The organism is Prevotella brunnea (genome assembly GCF_008016795.1).
GTDB lineage: Bacteria > Bacteroidota > Bacteroidia > Bacteroidales > Bacteroidaceae > Prevotella > Prevotella brunnea.
The window spans coordinates 1-14,625 of sequence record NZ_SDIK01000010.1 but is presented as its reverse complement, the minus strand read 5'-3'; the positions used below and the strand labels follow the sequence as shown (position 1 = coordinate 14,625).

Sequence of the window (14,625 nt, the reverse complement as noted above, 5' to 3'; positions counted from 1 at the left end):
GCGACAAAGCGTGATGTCCGAGGAACGAGGACATCGGGATACGGGCGTAAGCCCGTCGATGTTGGTTGTAAAATTACGCCGCCTCGCTGAAAATGAGTACCTTTGCACTTGATATTACGGCGGTGTTCTCCATATCCCGTGTGGTCTATCGCGGCTACAACTACGCGAATGCGGCTGGCGGTGTATCGAACTCGAATGCGAATAACGGTGCATCGGATTCGAACTCGAATGTCGGCTCGCGTCTGGCAAACTATCAATCGGTTCCACGGCAAGGAGGGACGTGTCCCTCGATACCGCACCGAGGAGGACAAGCCACGGCAAAAGCACATATAAAGTGGAAAGCCGAAACATCAAGTGTCGGGTAGAGTTTGGTAGGCCACACCAAGGCTCGAAGAACTCAGGCCCGGAGAAAGGAAGGCTCGCCTTCAAGTGATAAACAACAAATAAGTAAAACGAAAAGATGCGCAGGGAAGGTTACATCATCGAGGAGGTAGTCGAATACTCCAATATGTCGGACTCGTTCGACCAGGTACTCCGCGGTACCAGGCGGAAGGAGAGCCGGCAGGGACAATGGCTGCTGGCGCACCGTGAGGAGGTCATCCGTGAACTCGGCGACCGTATCAAGGCCGGCACCTACACCGTCAGGGACTACCGCGAGCGTGAAATCAACGAAAACGGCAAAATACGCCGCATCCAGATCCTGACGATGAAGGACCGTATAGCGGTACATGCCATCATGGCCGTGGTGGACAGGCACCTGAAGAAGCACTTTATCCGCACTACCTCGGCGAGTATCAAGGAGCGCGGCATGCACGACCTGCTGGCGTATATCCACAGGGATATGCAGGAACAGCCTGAAACGACACGCTACTGCTACAAGTTCGACATCAGCAAGTTCTACGAGAGCATCGACCAGGACACGGTTATGGACTGCGTGAGGAGGATATTCAAGGACAGACGCCTCATTACTATGCTCGACGGCTTCGTGCGTATGATGCCAAGAGGACTGAGCATAGGACTCCGCTCCTCTCAGGGGCTTGGGAATCTGTTGCTGTCCGTTCACTTGGACCATGTGCTGAAGGACGGTTTTGGCGTGCGGCACTTCTACCGCTATTGCGATGATGGTGTGGTGCTGGCAGGGTCCAAGCAGGAACTTTGGGAAATACGCGAAATCGTACACCGGCAGGTGGAAAGCATCGGCCTGAAGGTGAAGGAAAATGAGCGCGTATTCCCTGTAACGGAAGGCATTGACTTCCTCGGCTATGTGATACGTCCTGACTATATCCGTTTGCGTAAGCGTATCAAAAAAAAGGCTGCTTCGAAACTTAATGAAGTGAAATCAAGAAAGAGACGGCATGAAATCATAGCCTCCCTCTATGGGATGGCCAAGCATGCCGACTGTAATAATATGTTTCATAAATTAACAGGCAAACAAATGAAATCTTTTAAGGATTTGAAAATCGCTTACAAGCCGGAGGACGGCAAGAAGCGTTTCCCTGGTGCTGTGGTGAGCATCAGGGAGTTGGTAAATCTCCCCATCGTGGTCAAGGACTACGAGACGGGAATCCACACGGAGCAGGGCGAGGACCGCTGCATCGTCAGTATCGAGCAGAACGGCGAGCCAAAGAAGTTCTTTACCAACAGCGAGGAGATGAAGAACATCCTCGCACAAATTAGTGAACTGCCGGACGGCTTCCCGTTCGAGACGACAATCCGCACGGAAACCTTCGGCAAAGGTAGGACCAAATATGTTTTTAGCTGATGAGAGTACAAGGAAGTGCGGAGGTGGAGTTGCTGGAATGCACTAACCCCGTGAAAGGAAAGTGGCGCGTCCGCTGGGACGTGCGGAAACATGAGGACGGCTCGGCGGACTATATGGAGCAAGAGTTCGGGCACCGTCCTACGCTGGAGGAGATGAAGGGCCTTATCCTTGCATGGTACAACGCAAAGGTGGACGAGGCGATATTGTCGGGCTTCACCTACGAGGACATGCCCGTGTGGCTTTCGGCGGAGAACCAGTTCAACTACAAGTCGGCATACGACCTTGCCGTGCAGACTGCAGGGGCAATCTTGCCGGTAACGTTCAAGTTCGGGACGGACGGGCAGCCGCAGTACCGCAAGTTTGAAATGCTCGACGAATTGACGGACTTCTATGTCAAGGCGATGACCTATATCCAGACTACCCTCGCTACAGGATGGAAAGAGAAAGATGCCATCGACTGGTCGGCATACGGAGAGGAGGCGGCCCATGAGTAAGGGCTGTGGCTGCCAAACCGGGATATTCCGCTGGTTCACTCCACCGTATGCTGGACTGTTCTACGCGGCGTGCTGCATCCACGATGATGACTACGACCGCGGGGGCAGCGAGCGCGACCGGAAGGCGGCTGATTTCCGCCTGTTCGTGAACTGCTTCAGAAAGATTGCCAAGAGCGGCTTCGCACCTGCAAAGGCGATGTGGTGCGCCTTGGTGGCCTTGTGCTACTATTGGAGCGTCCGGATGCTTGGAAGCAACTATTTCAAGTATAGTGGATAGTTAGGAGAGTCCCCTCGGGGGAGGGATATAAAAAAGCCCCCGGCCTGTTAATACGACGCCAATCATTTTAACAACACACCCATAGGATGCTGACCGGGGGCCAATACCCTCTGTCACACCCTATGGGTTTCTTATTGTTGTTAAAAATGATTGGCGATGCAAATATACTAAAATTATTGGATATGAAGATAGTTGAGATTGTAAAAATTAACAGGGAACTCCTGAAAAACCTGCATACGGCAGGTGTCAGGATAGAGGATGCTGAATATATAGATTTGTATGCGGACTATCGGAAATTGCTTGATGAGGGCGAGAAAGTTTCCTACATCGTGGCTGTGCTCTCTGACAAATATGCCGTGAGTGAACGGAAGGTGTATGACCTTATCAAGCACTTTCAAAGCGACTGCAAATTGTTTGCAGTATGATTGATTACGGATATTCTTGTTTGTAGCAGAAACTCACGACCTTTGCTCTCGTTATGAGAAAGCAATATAATTCGGCACCGCTTCCATTCGTCGGTCAAAAGCGGATGTTTGCCAAGGAATTTAGAAAAGTGTTGGAGCAGTTCCCCGACGGAACGACATTCGTGGATTTGTTTGGCGGTAGCGGCTTGTTGTCGCATATTACCAAATGCGAGAAACCCCATTCAAAGGTAGTGTATAACGATTTTGACGGGTACAGGCTAAGGCTGGAACATATACCACAGACAAACGAGCTGCTTGCGGAACTAAGAGAGATTGTGCGTGAAATACCAAAACATAAGCCTATCACGGGAGAAGCACGAGAACAGGTATTTGAGTGCTTGAGAGAACATCAGGAGTGTTATGGGTATCTGGACTTTATTACAATATCTTCCTCCATTATGTTCTCCATGAAGTATCGTCTGAGTATAGATGAGATGCGCAAAGAGGCTTTGTACAATAATGTGCGCTCAACAGATTATCCTTTGTGCTGTGACTATCTAGACGGGTTGACAATTGTGTCGTCAGACTATAAACAAGTGTTCAATCAGTACAAAAATACACCAGGTGTTGTGTTTCTTGTAGACCCTCCATATCTGAGTACGGAAGTCGGTACTTATAAGATGTATTGGAGACTTGCCGACTACCTTGATGTGCTGACCGTGCTCGCAGGACACTCGTTTGTATATTTCACGAGCAACAAGTCATCCATATTGGAATTGTGCGATTGGATAGGCAGAAACAAGACCGTGGGTAATCCGTTTGAGAAATGTACGAAAGTGGAATTCAATGCCCACATGAACTATAATGCCACCTACACAGACATGATGCTCTATAAAAAGGCTGGTTAAACACCGTTCAAAAACCAATTAAACACTATCAGACTATGAACAAGTATCACGACATCTTAGAAAAGATTATGCGCACAGGAAAGATGCAGCATAACAAAAAAGGCAATATTAAATACTGCCTTAACGAGCAACTCACGCTTACACCTGCCGACTTGCTTGATATATTTGAAAGCCACGGCATTGCCAGAAAAAAGCTGAAGAACGAACTGCAACTATTCATGCAAGGAGAGCGACAGGTAGAAAAATACCGCGAGGCAGGCATTAACTGGTGGGACTATTGCGGTTCCGTGCTCGTCAATAGTTACCCAACTTATTTCGAGAAACTTCCACCACTTATTGCGAAGATAAACAACGAGAAACGAAATAGCAAAAATTATGTGCTGTTTCTTGGAGAAACCAATGCCGAGAGCAATCAAGCCCCGTGTCTGAGTCTTGTGCAGTTCCAAATAGACGAAGGCGAGTTAGTTGTTTCAGCCTATCAACGCAGTTCTGATGCCAATTTAGGGCTTCCTGCTGACATCTATCACCTTTATTTGATGTCTCGGCAAATCGAGCTTCCTTTGAAGTCTATAACGCTCAACCTTGCTAATGTACACATTTATGAGAACAATTTAGAACGAACACAAGAACTACTTGACGGAAATGAGAATGTGAAGTTTGAACTTAATGTATAGAGAAAAGGTCGATTTGATGATTGGTTTCAAATCGACCTCTTTTGTGCTGTGCGTTTTTATTTTATTACATTTCGTTTTGCTTGAAAAAATCACATTTCGTTTTATCAGAGCATCACATTTCGTTTTGCCGGATTTATTGTGGTCGATAAGTGATTTCACACTGCTGTGCAATCATTTCTTTACACTTTTTTGTTGTGTCTGTAAAGTGCGGAAAATAAGTGGTTTGACTTTTTCTCTTTTGTGTCTTTGCTTTTGTGTTTTAAAAGCTAAGCTTTTGGAGACCGAAAGCTAAGAGCTTGTTCGTTCATGAAATTGCTTATTGGTTTTCTTGATTCATGGGATATGCTTACGGAAATGAAATGAGAGAGTTGAAAGATATCAGAATTGGAAATAGATAAATGGTTGTATGCTGTCTTGCCCAAAGTTGATGACCAATTGGAGGACAAATATAAAAATCAGAAGTTTGAAAAGCCATGGAGATTGAATAAATCTTTTCTCTATCCAATGGTAGTCGTTCTCACGTATGGAATGAAGCTCCAATCCGACTACCAGAAGCAATAACCACACGGGACGTGCCATTAGGAAAGGATATAAATCTGCCGGATTGAAATTGTTATATATATTATTGATAAGATTAAAGGCAACATCAAGGCTCGAAGCCCGGAAGAAAATCCATGCGAACGTTACATAGAGGAAAGTGAGTGCCCAACAACAGACACGTACCGGTAAGACGTTAGGTAGCTTTTCCGATCCATGTTTGTGAAAGAACTTATGAATAATCAGTCCGATGCCATGAAGCATGCCCCAAATAACGAACATGACAGATGCTCCATGCCATAGACCTGCGAGAACCATTGTTATGAAACTATTGGCGTATGTTCGTAACTCTCCTTTTCGGTTTCCGCCCAACGGAATGTATATATAGTCGCGAAACCACGTGGACAAGGCAATATGCCATCTATGCCAAAATTCTGTGAGATTTAAACTTTGATAAGGAAAGCGGAAGTTGTTGGGAATGTGAAAGCCCATCAAGGCCGCTATGCCGATAGCCATATCGCTGTATCCGGAAAAATCGCAATAGATTTGCAGTGAGAATCCCAAAGCCCCCATTAAATTCTCTAAACCGGAATATGCCATCGGGTCGGCAAAAATCCAATTGTTATATTGTGCCAGATAATCGGCAACTACGCCTTTCTTCAGCAGTCCGCAGATGATTAGCCAAAGTCCTTTATTAAGGAGGAGTTTATGGGTGCTCTTATGTGCTTCTTGCACTTGTGGGATGAGTACCCCTGCCCGCGTTATGGGGCCTGCCATGAGTAGGGGAAAGAATGTAAGAAAGAAACAGTAATCCGTGAAGTTAGTGTTGGCCGGAAATTTTAACTTATATACATCCACGGTGTAACTTATCGACTGAAAGGTATAAAAAGAAATTCCAACCGGTAAAATCATTTCAATGGCTGCGAAGTTGGTTTGTAGCAGCGCATTGAGAATGTCAGAGGCGAAGTTGGTGTATTTGTAATAGAAAAGTGGGGAAAGCTCAAGCAGGATAAGAAAGGCGAGTCCCAGTCTGCGAGGTCTGCCACAATGGAGTTTCATCATTAGCCTCGTGAGACACCAAGAGCCCAATGTAACAGCAAGTAGCAAAAACATCAATATGCCATTTGCCTTGTATGCGAAGAAAAGACTGAAAAGAAGTATATAGATTGTTTTCCATTTCTGATGTAATTTGCTCATCCCCACATAAATGGTAAAAAACAACAGGAACGCAACCATGAAAGGAAGAGAATACATCGACCAATCTTTGTCGGCTGTTGTCAGGAAAGATGTTAGCGAAATGAAAAAGTCTTGTGTACCAACCATATTTCTAATACCCCTCAAAAGTAGGAGCCAACAGCTCTGTTCGTTCTACTTTATGGTGCTGTTTGGGGAGTTTCATGTTTATGATATCCGTGGCGTTGGTGCCTAAATAGACCGCAACGTGATCCATCCAATCTGCAGCGGCGTCCCATGTGGGATGATAATGGTCGGCACCTCTCCGAAGTTCAAGATGTCGGCTGTCAAAGAAACGTCCCTTTCCGGTTTGCGAAGCAATAAGATTAACGATACCTGTATCCCCATTCCAATCCGCGGGTCCAATCCAAAGATAGGGGCGATTGCCCATTTTCTTGAGTATCGTGTGTATATATTCCTTTCTTTCCTCCAAATCCTTAACAAACAGTTCGTTGCTTCCGAGACATAAAAGGATGTATGAGGGTTGATATTTCTGTAAAAAATGCTCTAACGTTTTCGTATTCGCCCATTTCTCAGTAGTGGAGCTGTACCATATAACGGTATAAACCGTGTGTCCGTTTTCTTTCGCGTAGTCTCCGATTCTCCGAGAGAGACCTTCAACCATGGAATCGCCGATAAAGAGTATCTTGTGATGTTTCCTCTTCTTCGCTTTTCTCTTTTCTATCTTTGGACCGGCAGTCTCGGCTTTCTTTATTTCCGAAAGGTTTATTTTTTTTAATGATACACCACCCAAGAAAATTTTTTGTGGGAGAAAGGCGTAAAGCACAATGACTGCCAACGCGACAGTCATTAGAAGCAATATCTTCACTTGCTCCCACATCGTGTTTAGAATTTCATTTCAACCTCCACGGGACAGTGGTCGCTTCCATAAATTTCAGTATGGATCTTGGCATCAGCAAGTTGGTCGCGCAACCTGTCGGAAAGTAGGAAGTAATCAATGCGCCAACCGGCGTTCTTTTCTCGCGCCCTAAACCTGTATGACCACCACGAGTAGGTGATTTGTTCGGGATAAAGCGTGCGAAAACTGTCCAAAAAGCCATTGTTAAGCAATTGGGTCATCTTGCTTCTCTCTTCATCGGTGAAGCCGGCGTTCTTACGATTGGTTTTAGGGTTCTTCAAATCAATTTCCTGATGAGCCACATTCATGTCTCCGCAAACTATCACGGGCTTCTTCTTATCTAATGTGTGGAGATAAGATTGGAAAGCTTCTTCCCAACGCATTCTATATTCCAATCGGCGTAGTTCGTCTTGTGAATTGGGGGTATAGACCGTTACGAGGTAAAAATCTTGCATTTCAAGCGTAATTACCCTTCCTTCATGATCATGTTCGTCAACGCCCAAACCATAAGCAACGTTCAAAGGCTCGTGCTTGGTAAAGATTGCCGTACCTGAATAGCCTTTCTTTTCGGCATAATTCCAGTAAGAGCGATAATTAGGAAAACTCAAATCAAGCTGCCCTTCTTGCATTTTTGTCTCCTGCAAACAGAAAAAGTCGGCATCTAAACTATTGAAAATGTCTTTAAAACCTTTTCCGACACAAGCTCTCAATCCGTTGACGTTCCAAGAAATAAACTTCATGTTTCTAAAAAAATGAGATATTGAAAAATAGCATTAAACGCATTAAATTCTTTGAGATTCGCTTCGAAGAAGCTTCATGAACTCTTCGCGCGTCTTCGCCTGATTGAAAGCTCCGCTAAACGCACTTGTTGTCGTTATGGAGTTTTGCTTTTCCACTCCACGCATCTGCATACACATATGCTTTGCCTCAATAATCACCATCGTACCCAAAGGATGTAAAGTATCTTGGATACAATCTTTTATCTGCTCCGTTAGCCTTTCCTGCACTTGGAGTCTATGGCTGAAGATGTCGATGACGCGTGCCACTTTGCTAAGCCCTGTGATGTGCCCATTTGGGATATATCCCACATGAACCTTCCCATAGAAAGGAAGCATATGGTGTTCACACATGGAGAAGAAATCAATGTCCTTTACTATCACCATCTGATTGTACTTCTCTTCAAAGAGAGCATCAGTCAGCACTTTGTGAGGATCTTGTGTATAACCGCGTGTAAGGATTTGCATTGCCTTTGCCACTCGCAAAGGTGTTTTTTCCAAACCTTCTCTGTTTGGATCTTCACCCAACAGTGTCAGCACTTCCTTGTAATGAGCCGCTAAGTCGTCAAGACCTTCGCGGAAAGCTGTTTCTGGATTCATTTTTAGATGTATGCTATTTTTTTCTTATATAATTTATTCTGTCTATTCGTAAATGTCCGGTAGGCTCTCGTCCACGAAACGACTTGTCTCCACTGTTATCATTGTGCGTATTACGTTCGCTTGTGAGAACCCTTCTCGGCGCAATTTGCGCATTACCTTGCGTGCCTGTTCATACTTGATGAAGTTACCTATCTGGCACATCCATCTCGGAGAATAGAAATGCACATAGATGGGTTGGTCGGGGAAGATGGTTTTTGCTTTCTGTCCCAGCCTTTCTGCCTCTTGACGTGCTTTTCGGGTGTTGCCTCCGGAGTAAGCTAAAACCCTGAAGCCTCTCATCTTCTTTGCTCCCCGTTCCACACGTTTTGTTACTTTTCGTGTCTCTCCGGATTCATCCATTATCTCTTCAGGACTCTTTCTCACCTTTCTCCTTACAAGTTTAGTGCGTTGAACACTTGAATATGAAGAGTTTTCGGAACTCTGCGATGGTGCAGCCACTTTGGGATCTATAGATTTCGGGACTGGAATTGGACTCGCTTTTGGACGAGGAGCAGAGGGAATTACCTGTGATTGGTTGCCATTTCGTTTCTTGCCCTGTCCCTTCACTGATTTTGGGTCAGGTTTTGCTTTCTTTTTCCCACTCACTAACGCATCTATATCCGCACTTTGAGTTACGGTTACCGTGCCTTGTGCACAAATGGTAAGTGTGCAAAGGAACAAAAAGCTTAATGCGATTAGAGATTTCTTCATCTATCTATTTGTTTTGAGAAACCCGGTGCTGCCCGCCGGGCAGCTGCCGGATTTGTTTTGTGGGAAAAGAGCTTATTTTTTCCAAGCGTCTATGATGCCTTTGAAGTCAGCTGCTTTCAGCGACGCTCCACCTATCAATCCACCGTCAATGTTTGGTTTTGAGAAAAGTTCCTTCGCATTGCTTGGTTTGCAGCTTCCGCCGTAAAGGATGCTTGTGTCTTCAGCAGCTTCCTTACCATATTTTTCTGCAACGACAGAGCGAATGTAGGCAAGCATTTCCTCGGCTTGGTCAGCAGTTGCCGTTTTGCCGGTTCCTATTGCCCAAATGGGTTCGTAAGCGATAATAATATTCTTCCAATCTTCAGCATTGAGATGGAAGACAGAACCTTCAAGTTCGGCTTTTACCACTTCGTTTTGTTTATTGGCTTCTCGTTCTTCAAGTGTCTCTCCACAGCAGAAAATAACTTTCAAATCATTGGCAAGTGCCAACTGTACCTTATCTTTCAAGATTTCGGCAGTTTCGCCATAATATTGGCGGCGTTCCGAATGACCGAGAATAACGTATTGTGCGCCCGTGCTCTTTACCATGGCTGCAGAAACTTCTCCGGTGTATGCACCTTTCTCTTTATCGGCACAGTTTTCCGCTCCCAATCCTACCAATTCTTTATCCAACACCTGAGCCACACTTGCCAAATGGATGAACGGTGTGCAAATTATCACATCACAATTGGGTTTGTCAGCCATCAAGGCACTATTGATTTCCTTTGCCAAGGCAATGCCTTCTTGCAGGGTCTCATTCATTTTCCAGTTGCCTGCTACAATTTTCTTTCTCATTTGTCTTTTATGTTTTAAGAGTTGATATAATTTATTCGATTGTTCTTTTCCCATGATCCATTGCTCTTTGGTCTTCACCCATTCTTCTTTCTTCTTCACCCACTTTGTCCATGCCCATAACCGGTCTGCCACGATGAGGAAAATCAGTGGCAAGATGTAGCAAAGAATGATGAGTACTATCTTTGTCCACGTGTTGTTTTCCGGCTCATGCCCCATGGCGAGCAAAGGCAGAGGCGCCGACAGTTGCTCTGCCGTTGGCAAATCGTTCCTACTCCATTTGTTGATGATGGTTCCCTGATACAGCAACAGAAGTCCGGGATTACTTCTTATCATGGTTTTCAGAGTTGTTCCATCCGTGGTGTAGAATGGGTATCTTGCCCCGGTTAGCTCTCTCCATTGACGTATGCCCATCTCGGTGCTGGCCGTAAGTCCATAGAAGTCATAACCATTCTCGCGAGCGTATTCGTAAATCCGCTCTATGTTACCAAAGTTTCCATCATCTGCCATTTCTAAATGAGGAGAGACAAGCAGAAAAGTATATCCCTTCTTGTTCAGGATTGCTTGAGTGAGGTCTTCTCCGGTCTTCTCATTGGTAATGGAAAAATCGTGAATGGGAGGCTCATAGCCTTGTTTCAGTATTTCTTGCTTTGTATCAACGAATACCCATGTGGAATCATCGTAAGGGTAATTGTTTTCATCAAATTCCTTTTGCACTCCATCTTTTGTACAGATGAATGTAGTCTTATAGACTGTTTGCTGCGCACCGGGTGGCATCTCCATTCCTTTTCGTATGTTCTGCCCGATGTAATAGGGTCGGAAGTCGAAAATGGGCAAGTGATAAAGACTCAGCAAAGAAGCCACCAATATGAAAATCAACGTAAAATAGGATGCTATCCATTGATTTGTCTTTGAGATAAACCGCACCTGATACAGTGGGAAACGCATCAAAACCAGTGCGGCAAAGAGCAACACGACGTTTTTTCCGAAAGTCTGGGCATTTGTCAGGCGGAGTGCGTCGCCAAAGCAGCCACAGTCCTGAATGGGATTACCAATGGTAAGCCAAAGTGTTATCCCGGTCATGAAAATCATGAAGAGGGTAGTCAGTTTGCTAACCAATCTGCGCTGAATGGCAAGAAGAATGAGCATGCCCAGCAAAAATTCCACAGCCGATAACACCACGGATGTCATCAGTTGTATCCATTCGGGAACTTGCCCCGCCAAGCCCAACGCTTCGAGGTAGTCGCCTATCTTGTATTGTGTTCCCAGTGGGTCAATGGCTTTGACAAATCCGGAAAATACGAACGTAATGGCGAGCAACGCACGACAAAGATTAACAAAAAATATCTTAAGCCTGTTCATTTAATTTTATAACCCCAAAAACAGCGTAATTGATGATGTCCATGTAATTGGCACCAATCCCCTCGCTAACGAGAGTTTGTCCATGTAAATCTTCTATTTCCTTTATTCTTTCTATCTTTGTAAGAATGAAATCCGTATAACTGCTCACACGCATATCGCGCCACGCCTCACCATAGTCATGGTTTTTTTTCAGCATCAGTTCGTAAGAACTTTCCGCATATTTATCATACAAGGTCAAAGCCTCATCCGGCGTTAAATCTACGCTATCCACAAATGGATAATCCAACTGAATCAAGCCTACAATTCCGTAATTAATCAATGCTATGAACTCTGAACGGATGCTGTCGCCGACTTTATTTTCTCCGGTCGTTTCAATCGAACGGATGCGTTTAGCCTTGATAAATAGCTGATCGGTAAGCGAGGAAGGACGCAAAATGCGCCAAGATGCTCCATAGTCGTGAAGCTTGTTGGCAAAGAGTGTTCTGCACTCACTAAGGGCGTCCTTAAATTCTTGAGTTGTTTGCGTGGAGGGTGCTGACATTATGTAGTTTGTTTAGAATGCAAAAATACGGAAAAACTACGAACTGACAAAATCATTGCTATTAATATATTTAAACAGGGATGATTTCAACCGGTCTCAACAGCGATTGCCGAGTTGCGACACCTCTATGAAGATTCTCGATTTTGAAAATGCGTAGAAATGGTCTAACTATAATGTTGTTTGCTCATCTTTGTGAAATCGGAAAGAGTGGAGCTTTTGTTACAAAATAATTGAGAGCGGAATAAAGAACGTTATTGTAAAATTTTATAACCGTTTTTTAACACTTAGGAAATGATGGTTTTAGAAACACACACGAATAAAAAAATAAATAAAAACGAGAAATCAAGGAAAAAATCATCAAAATTGGTGGAAATGTTTGCGAAAGGTGAGCTTTTACAATGCATTTGCATATCTTTCGCATCGTGTTTAAGGAGCTTTTGAAATGTAAAAGCTAAGCGATTGCAGAAATATTTACCGGTCAATTAGCAAAAAAATCTTCATGTTTTCAGAAATAAAACATAAGGCTCACATAATCAATGTTTTACATAAAAGGCTGTGATTTCCGTATTTCCCCGGTGGTTTTTATTTGCTTGCAAATAGTCGAGAGACAGAACTTCATTTGTAAATATTATTCATATATTTAACAGTTCTCTTATGTCTGTTCGGAAACCACGAAAATAAAAGCATGGAAAAACTAAAACCGCCTTGGATTTCTATATATAAGTGAAATTGATTAACTTTGCACCTTAAATATAAAAAATATGCGAGACCTCTCAGACAAAGAGTTGGCAAAACTCCTTGATAAGGATATTTTTCATAAAATTTCCGAAGCCGCCGACAATTTAAGCCTTGATTGTTATGTTGTCGGAGGTTATGTTCGCGACTTGTTCCTTGAACGCTCGTCCAACGACATTGATGTTGTTGTGGTGGGGAGTGGGATAAGCGTGGCATCGGAACTGAAAAAAAACTTGGGACCTAAAGCCCATATCTCCGTTTTCCATAACTTCGGAACCGCGCAGGTTAAATATCGTGGACTTGAAATAGAATTTGTGGGGGCACGAAAAGAGAGCTATAGCCACAATAGCCGTAAGCCGGTAGTGGAAAATGGAACCCTTGAGGACGATCAAAATCGCAGGGACTTCACTATCAACGCAATGGCGATCTGCTTGAACGCTGAGCGATTTGGAGAATTAATCGATCCCTTTGGTGGAATCGATGACTTGTGGGATGGCATTATCCGCACCCCATTAGACCCCGATGTTACCTTTTCTGATGATCCCTTGCGCATGATGCGATGCGTCAGGTTTGCCACGCAGTTGAACTTTTTTATCGATGACGACACTTTCTGCGCATTGGAGCGTAATGCGGACAGAATAAAGATTATCAGTGCTGAGCGAATAATAGACGAACTAAACAAAATCATGGCTACTCGCACCCCAAGCAAAGGATTTGTTGATTTGTATCGTTGTGGGCTTCTCGAACTGATTTTGCCGGAACTGACCGCTCTTGACATTGTGGAAACTCGCAATGGAAGGGCTCATAAAAACAATTTCTATCACACCCTTGAGGTGTTGGACAACACCGCGAAACAAACCGACAACTTGTGGCTGCGCTGGTCGGCTCTGTTTCATGACATAGGGAAACCAAAAAGCAAGCGATGGGACGTGTCTGCCGGATGGACTTTCCACAATCACAACATCATCGGGGCGAAGATGATACCTTCCATCTTCAAAAGATTAAAACTTCCCTTGGATGGGAAAATGAAATATGTCAGGAAAATGGTTGATTTGCATATGCGTCCCATCGCCATTGCCGATGATGAGGTAACCGACTCTGCCGTTCGTCGTTTGCTCAACGATGCCGGCGATGATATCGACGACCTCATGACCCTATGCGAGGCAGACATCACAAGCAAGAATGCAGCCCGCAAGCAGAGATTTCTTGATAATTTCCGGATTGTCCGCCAAAAGATAGAAGACTTGAAGGAAAAAGATTATAAGCGGTTGTTGCAACCATGCATCAACGGCGATGAAATTATGCAACTGTTCGGACTACGCCCATGCAGGGAGGTGGGCTTGTTGAAACGAACCTTGAAAGAGGCTGTTTTGGACAATCGAGTTCCCAACGAACGAGAACCCTTGATGGCTCTACTGAAAGAAAAAGCGCAAGAAATGGGACTGAAGTAAATCAAGACTTTTTGCTAATTCCAAATAGAAGTGCAAAATCTCTGTGGGTGCAATAACTATGAAAAACACCGCGGAGGTTTGCCTTGCGGCTGGGGGCGCGAAGCCCCCAAAGAGCATTGACGGATAACTTAAGCAATACAAAAAAAAGGAGAAAGACTTTCGTCCCTCTCCCTGAGATTAACTAATTTTGTATTGCAATGTATAAACAATTAACCTCGGAGCAAAGATACACAATAAGTGTGTTACTCCAAAAGAAATTCTCACTTAGTTTTATAGCCGAGACAATTGGCGTGTCTGTAAGTACCGTCTCTCGCGAAATTAATCGTAATTCAAATGAGAAGGGTATCTACAGCTGTCATTTGGCAATACTCAGAGCTCGCCGTCGCAAGTCGAACAACCCTGGCAACCGTTCTGTCAAGCCTTATGTCCGC

Annotated in this window: 15 protein-coding genes; 8 read left to right on the top strand and 7 right to left on the bottom strand. The window is 44.5% G+C overall.

The window, feature by feature from the left end; translation table 11 throughout:
* Positions 1–460 precede the first annotated feature (460 nt).
* From ETF27_RS01210 to ETF27_RS01190, 6 genes are all read left to right on the top strand, one after another.
* Positions 461–1,762, top strand: a complete 1,302-nt coding sequence (locus ETF27_RS01210; protein WP_147785336.1) for a reverse transcriptase domain-containing protein — start codon at positions 461–463, stop codon at positions 1,760–1,762.
* Positions 1,759–2,256, top strand: coding sequence for a DUF4376 domain-containing protein (locus ETF27_RS01205; RefSeq protein WP_147785335.1), 498 nt, complete (start codon positions 1,759–1,761; stop codon positions 2,254–2,256). The genes ETF27_RS01210 and ETF27_RS01205 overlap by 4 nt, the downstream gene beginning before the upstream one ends.
* A 145-nt stretch (positions 2,257–2,401) precedes the next feature.
* Positions 2,402–2,533, top strand: a complete 132-nt coding sequence (locus tag ETF27_RS11615) for a hypothetical protein (protein ID WP_262711912.1) — start codon at positions 2,402–2,404, stop codon at positions 2,531–2,533.
* Between the two features lie 182 nt (positions 2,534–2,715).
* A complete protein-coding gene (locus tag ETF27_RS01200) occupies positions 2,716–2,958 on the top strand; it encodes a hypothetical protein (protein WP_147785334.1) in 243 nt (80 codons plus the stop codon).
* Positions 2,959–3,011: 53 nt separating this feature from the next.
* A complete protein-coding gene (locus ETF27_RS01195; RefSeq protein ID WP_147785333.1) occupies positions 3,012–3,845 on the top strand; it encodes a DNA adenine methylase in 834 nt (277 codons plus the stop codon).
* Between the two features lie 35 nt (positions 3,846–3,880).
* Positions 3,881–4,519, top strand: coding sequence for a thymidylate synthase (locus tag ETF27_RS01190; RefSeq protein ID WP_147785332.1), 639 nt, complete (start codon positions 3,881–3,883; stop codon positions 4,517–4,519).
* Positions 4,520–4,897: 378 nt separating this feature from the next.
* Here ETF27_RS01190 and ETF27_RS01185 read toward each other — a convergent pair whose 3' ends face one another.
* The 7 genes from ETF27_RS01185 to ETF27_RS01155 form a co-directional block, all read right to left on the bottom strand.
* A complete protein-coding gene (locus ETF27_RS01185) occupies positions 4,898–6,379 on the bottom strand; it encodes an MBOAT family O-acyltransferase (RefSeq protein ID WP_147785331.1) in 1,482 nt (493 codons plus the stop codon).
* 4 nt (positions 6,380–6,383) lie between these two features.
* Entirely contained in the window at positions 6,384–7,130 is a 747-nt protein-coding gene (locus ETF27_RS01180; RefSeq protein WP_147785330.1) for an SGNH/GDSL hydrolase family protein, read from the bottom strand.
* Positions 7,131–7,135: 5 nt separating this feature from the next.
* A complete protein-coding gene (xth, locus tag ETF27_RS01175; protein ID WP_130828480.1) occupies positions 7,136–7,888 on the bottom strand; it encodes an exodeoxyribonuclease III in 753 nt (250 codons plus the stop codon).
* A gap of 42 nt (positions 7,889–7,930) precedes the next feature.
* On the bottom strand, positions 7,931–8,524 hold the full coding sequence (folE, locus tag ETF27_RS01170; RefSeq protein WP_130828481.1) for a GTP cyclohydrolase I FolE: 594 nt from the start codon (positions 8,522–8,524) through the stop codon (positions 7,931–7,933).
* 42 nt (positions 8,525–8,566) lie between these two features.
* Entirely contained in the window at positions 8,567–9,274 is a 708-nt protein-coding gene (locus ETF27_RS01165; protein ID WP_130828482.1) for an SPOR domain-containing protein, read from the bottom strand.
* 72 nt (positions 9,275–9,346) lie between these two features.
* Positions 9,347–11,467: a BT_3928 family protein gene (locus tag ETF27_RS01160; protein ID WP_147785329.1), complete on the bottom strand. Its 2,121-nt coding sequence runs from the start codon at positions 11,465–11,467 to the stop codon at positions 9,347–9,349.
* Entirely contained in the window at positions 11,454–12,008 is a 555-nt protein-coding gene (locus ETF27_RS01155; protein ID WP_147785328.1) for a DUF1599 domain-containing protein, read from the bottom strand. The genes ETF27_RS01160 and ETF27_RS01155 overlap by 14 nt, the downstream gene beginning before the upstream one ends.
* Before the next feature lie 761 nt (positions 12,009–12,769).
* On the opposite strand from ETF27_RS01155, the gene ETF27_RS01150 reads away from it, so the two are divergent.
* Both ETF27_RS01150 and ETF27_RS11400 read left to right on the top strand, forming a co-directional pair.
* The gene (locus ETF27_RS01150) at positions 12,770–14,194 is read left to right on the top strand and encodes a CCA tRNA nucleotidyltransferase (protein WP_130828485.1); all 1,425 of its coding nucleotides are present in this window, start codon (positions 12,770–12,772) and stop codon (positions 14,192–14,194) included.
* A 197-nt stretch (positions 14,195–14,391) separates the two neighbouring features.
* Positions 14,392–14,625, top strand: a 234-nt coding sequence (locus tag ETF27_RS11400) for a helix-turn-helix domain-containing protein (RefSeq protein ID WP_240048098.1), incomplete at its 3' end; no start/stop codon positions are given.

What these genes read in the sequence shown, in the direction of transcription:
- ETF27_RS01200 (WP_147785334.1), top strand. Translation starts at nt 2,716, where the DNA reads ATGAAGATAGTTGAGATTGTAAAAATTAACAGGGAACTCCTGAAAAAC.
- ETF27_RS01160 (WP_147785329.1), bottom strand. Translation starts at nt 11,467, where the DNA reads ATGAACAGGCTTAAGATATTTTTTGTTAATCTTTGTCGTGCGTTGCTC.
- ETF27_RS01165 (WP_130828482.1), bottom strand. Translation starts at nt 9,274, where the DNA reads ATGAAGAAATCTCTAATCGCATTAAGCTTTTTGTTCCTTTGCACACTT.
- folE (WP_130828481.1), bottom strand. Translation starts at nt 8,524, where the DNA reads ATGAATCCAGAAACAGCTTTCCGCGAAGGTCTTGACGACTTAGCGGCT.
- ETF27_RS01195 (WP_147785333.1), top strand. Translation starts at nt 3,012, where the DNA reads ATGAGAAAGCAATATAATTCGGCACCGCTTCCATTCGTCGGTCAAAAG.
- xth (WP_130828480.1), bottom strand. Translation starts at nt 7,888, where the DNA reads ATGAAGTTTATTTCTTGGAACGTCAACGGATTGAGAGCTTGTGTCGGA.
- ETF27_RS01155 (WP_147785328.1), bottom strand. Translation starts at nt 12,008, where the DNA reads ATGTCAGCACCCTCCACGCAAACAACTCAAGAATTTAAGGACGCCCTT.
- ETF27_RS01210 (WP_147785336.1), top strand. Translation starts at nt 461, where the DNA reads ATGCGCAGGGAAGGTTACATCATCGAGGAGGTAGTCGAATACTCCAAT.
- ETF27_RS01185 (WP_147785331.1), bottom strand. Translation starts at nt 6,379, where the DNA reads ATGGTTGGTACACAAGACTTTTTCATTTCGCTAACATCTTTCCTGACA.
- ETF27_RS01190 (WP_147785332.1), top strand. Translation starts at nt 3,881, where the DNA reads ATGAACAAGTATCACGACATCTTAGAAAAGATTATGCGCACAGGAAAG.
- ETF27_RS01150 (WP_130828485.1), top strand. Translation starts at nt 12,770, where the DNA reads ATGCGAGACCTCTCAGACAAAGAGTTGGCAAAACTCCTTGATAAGGAT.
- ETF27_RS01180 (WP_147785330.1), bottom strand. Translation starts at nt 7,130, where the DNA reads ATGTGGGAGCAAGTGAAGATATTGCTTCTAATGACTGTCGCGTTGGCA.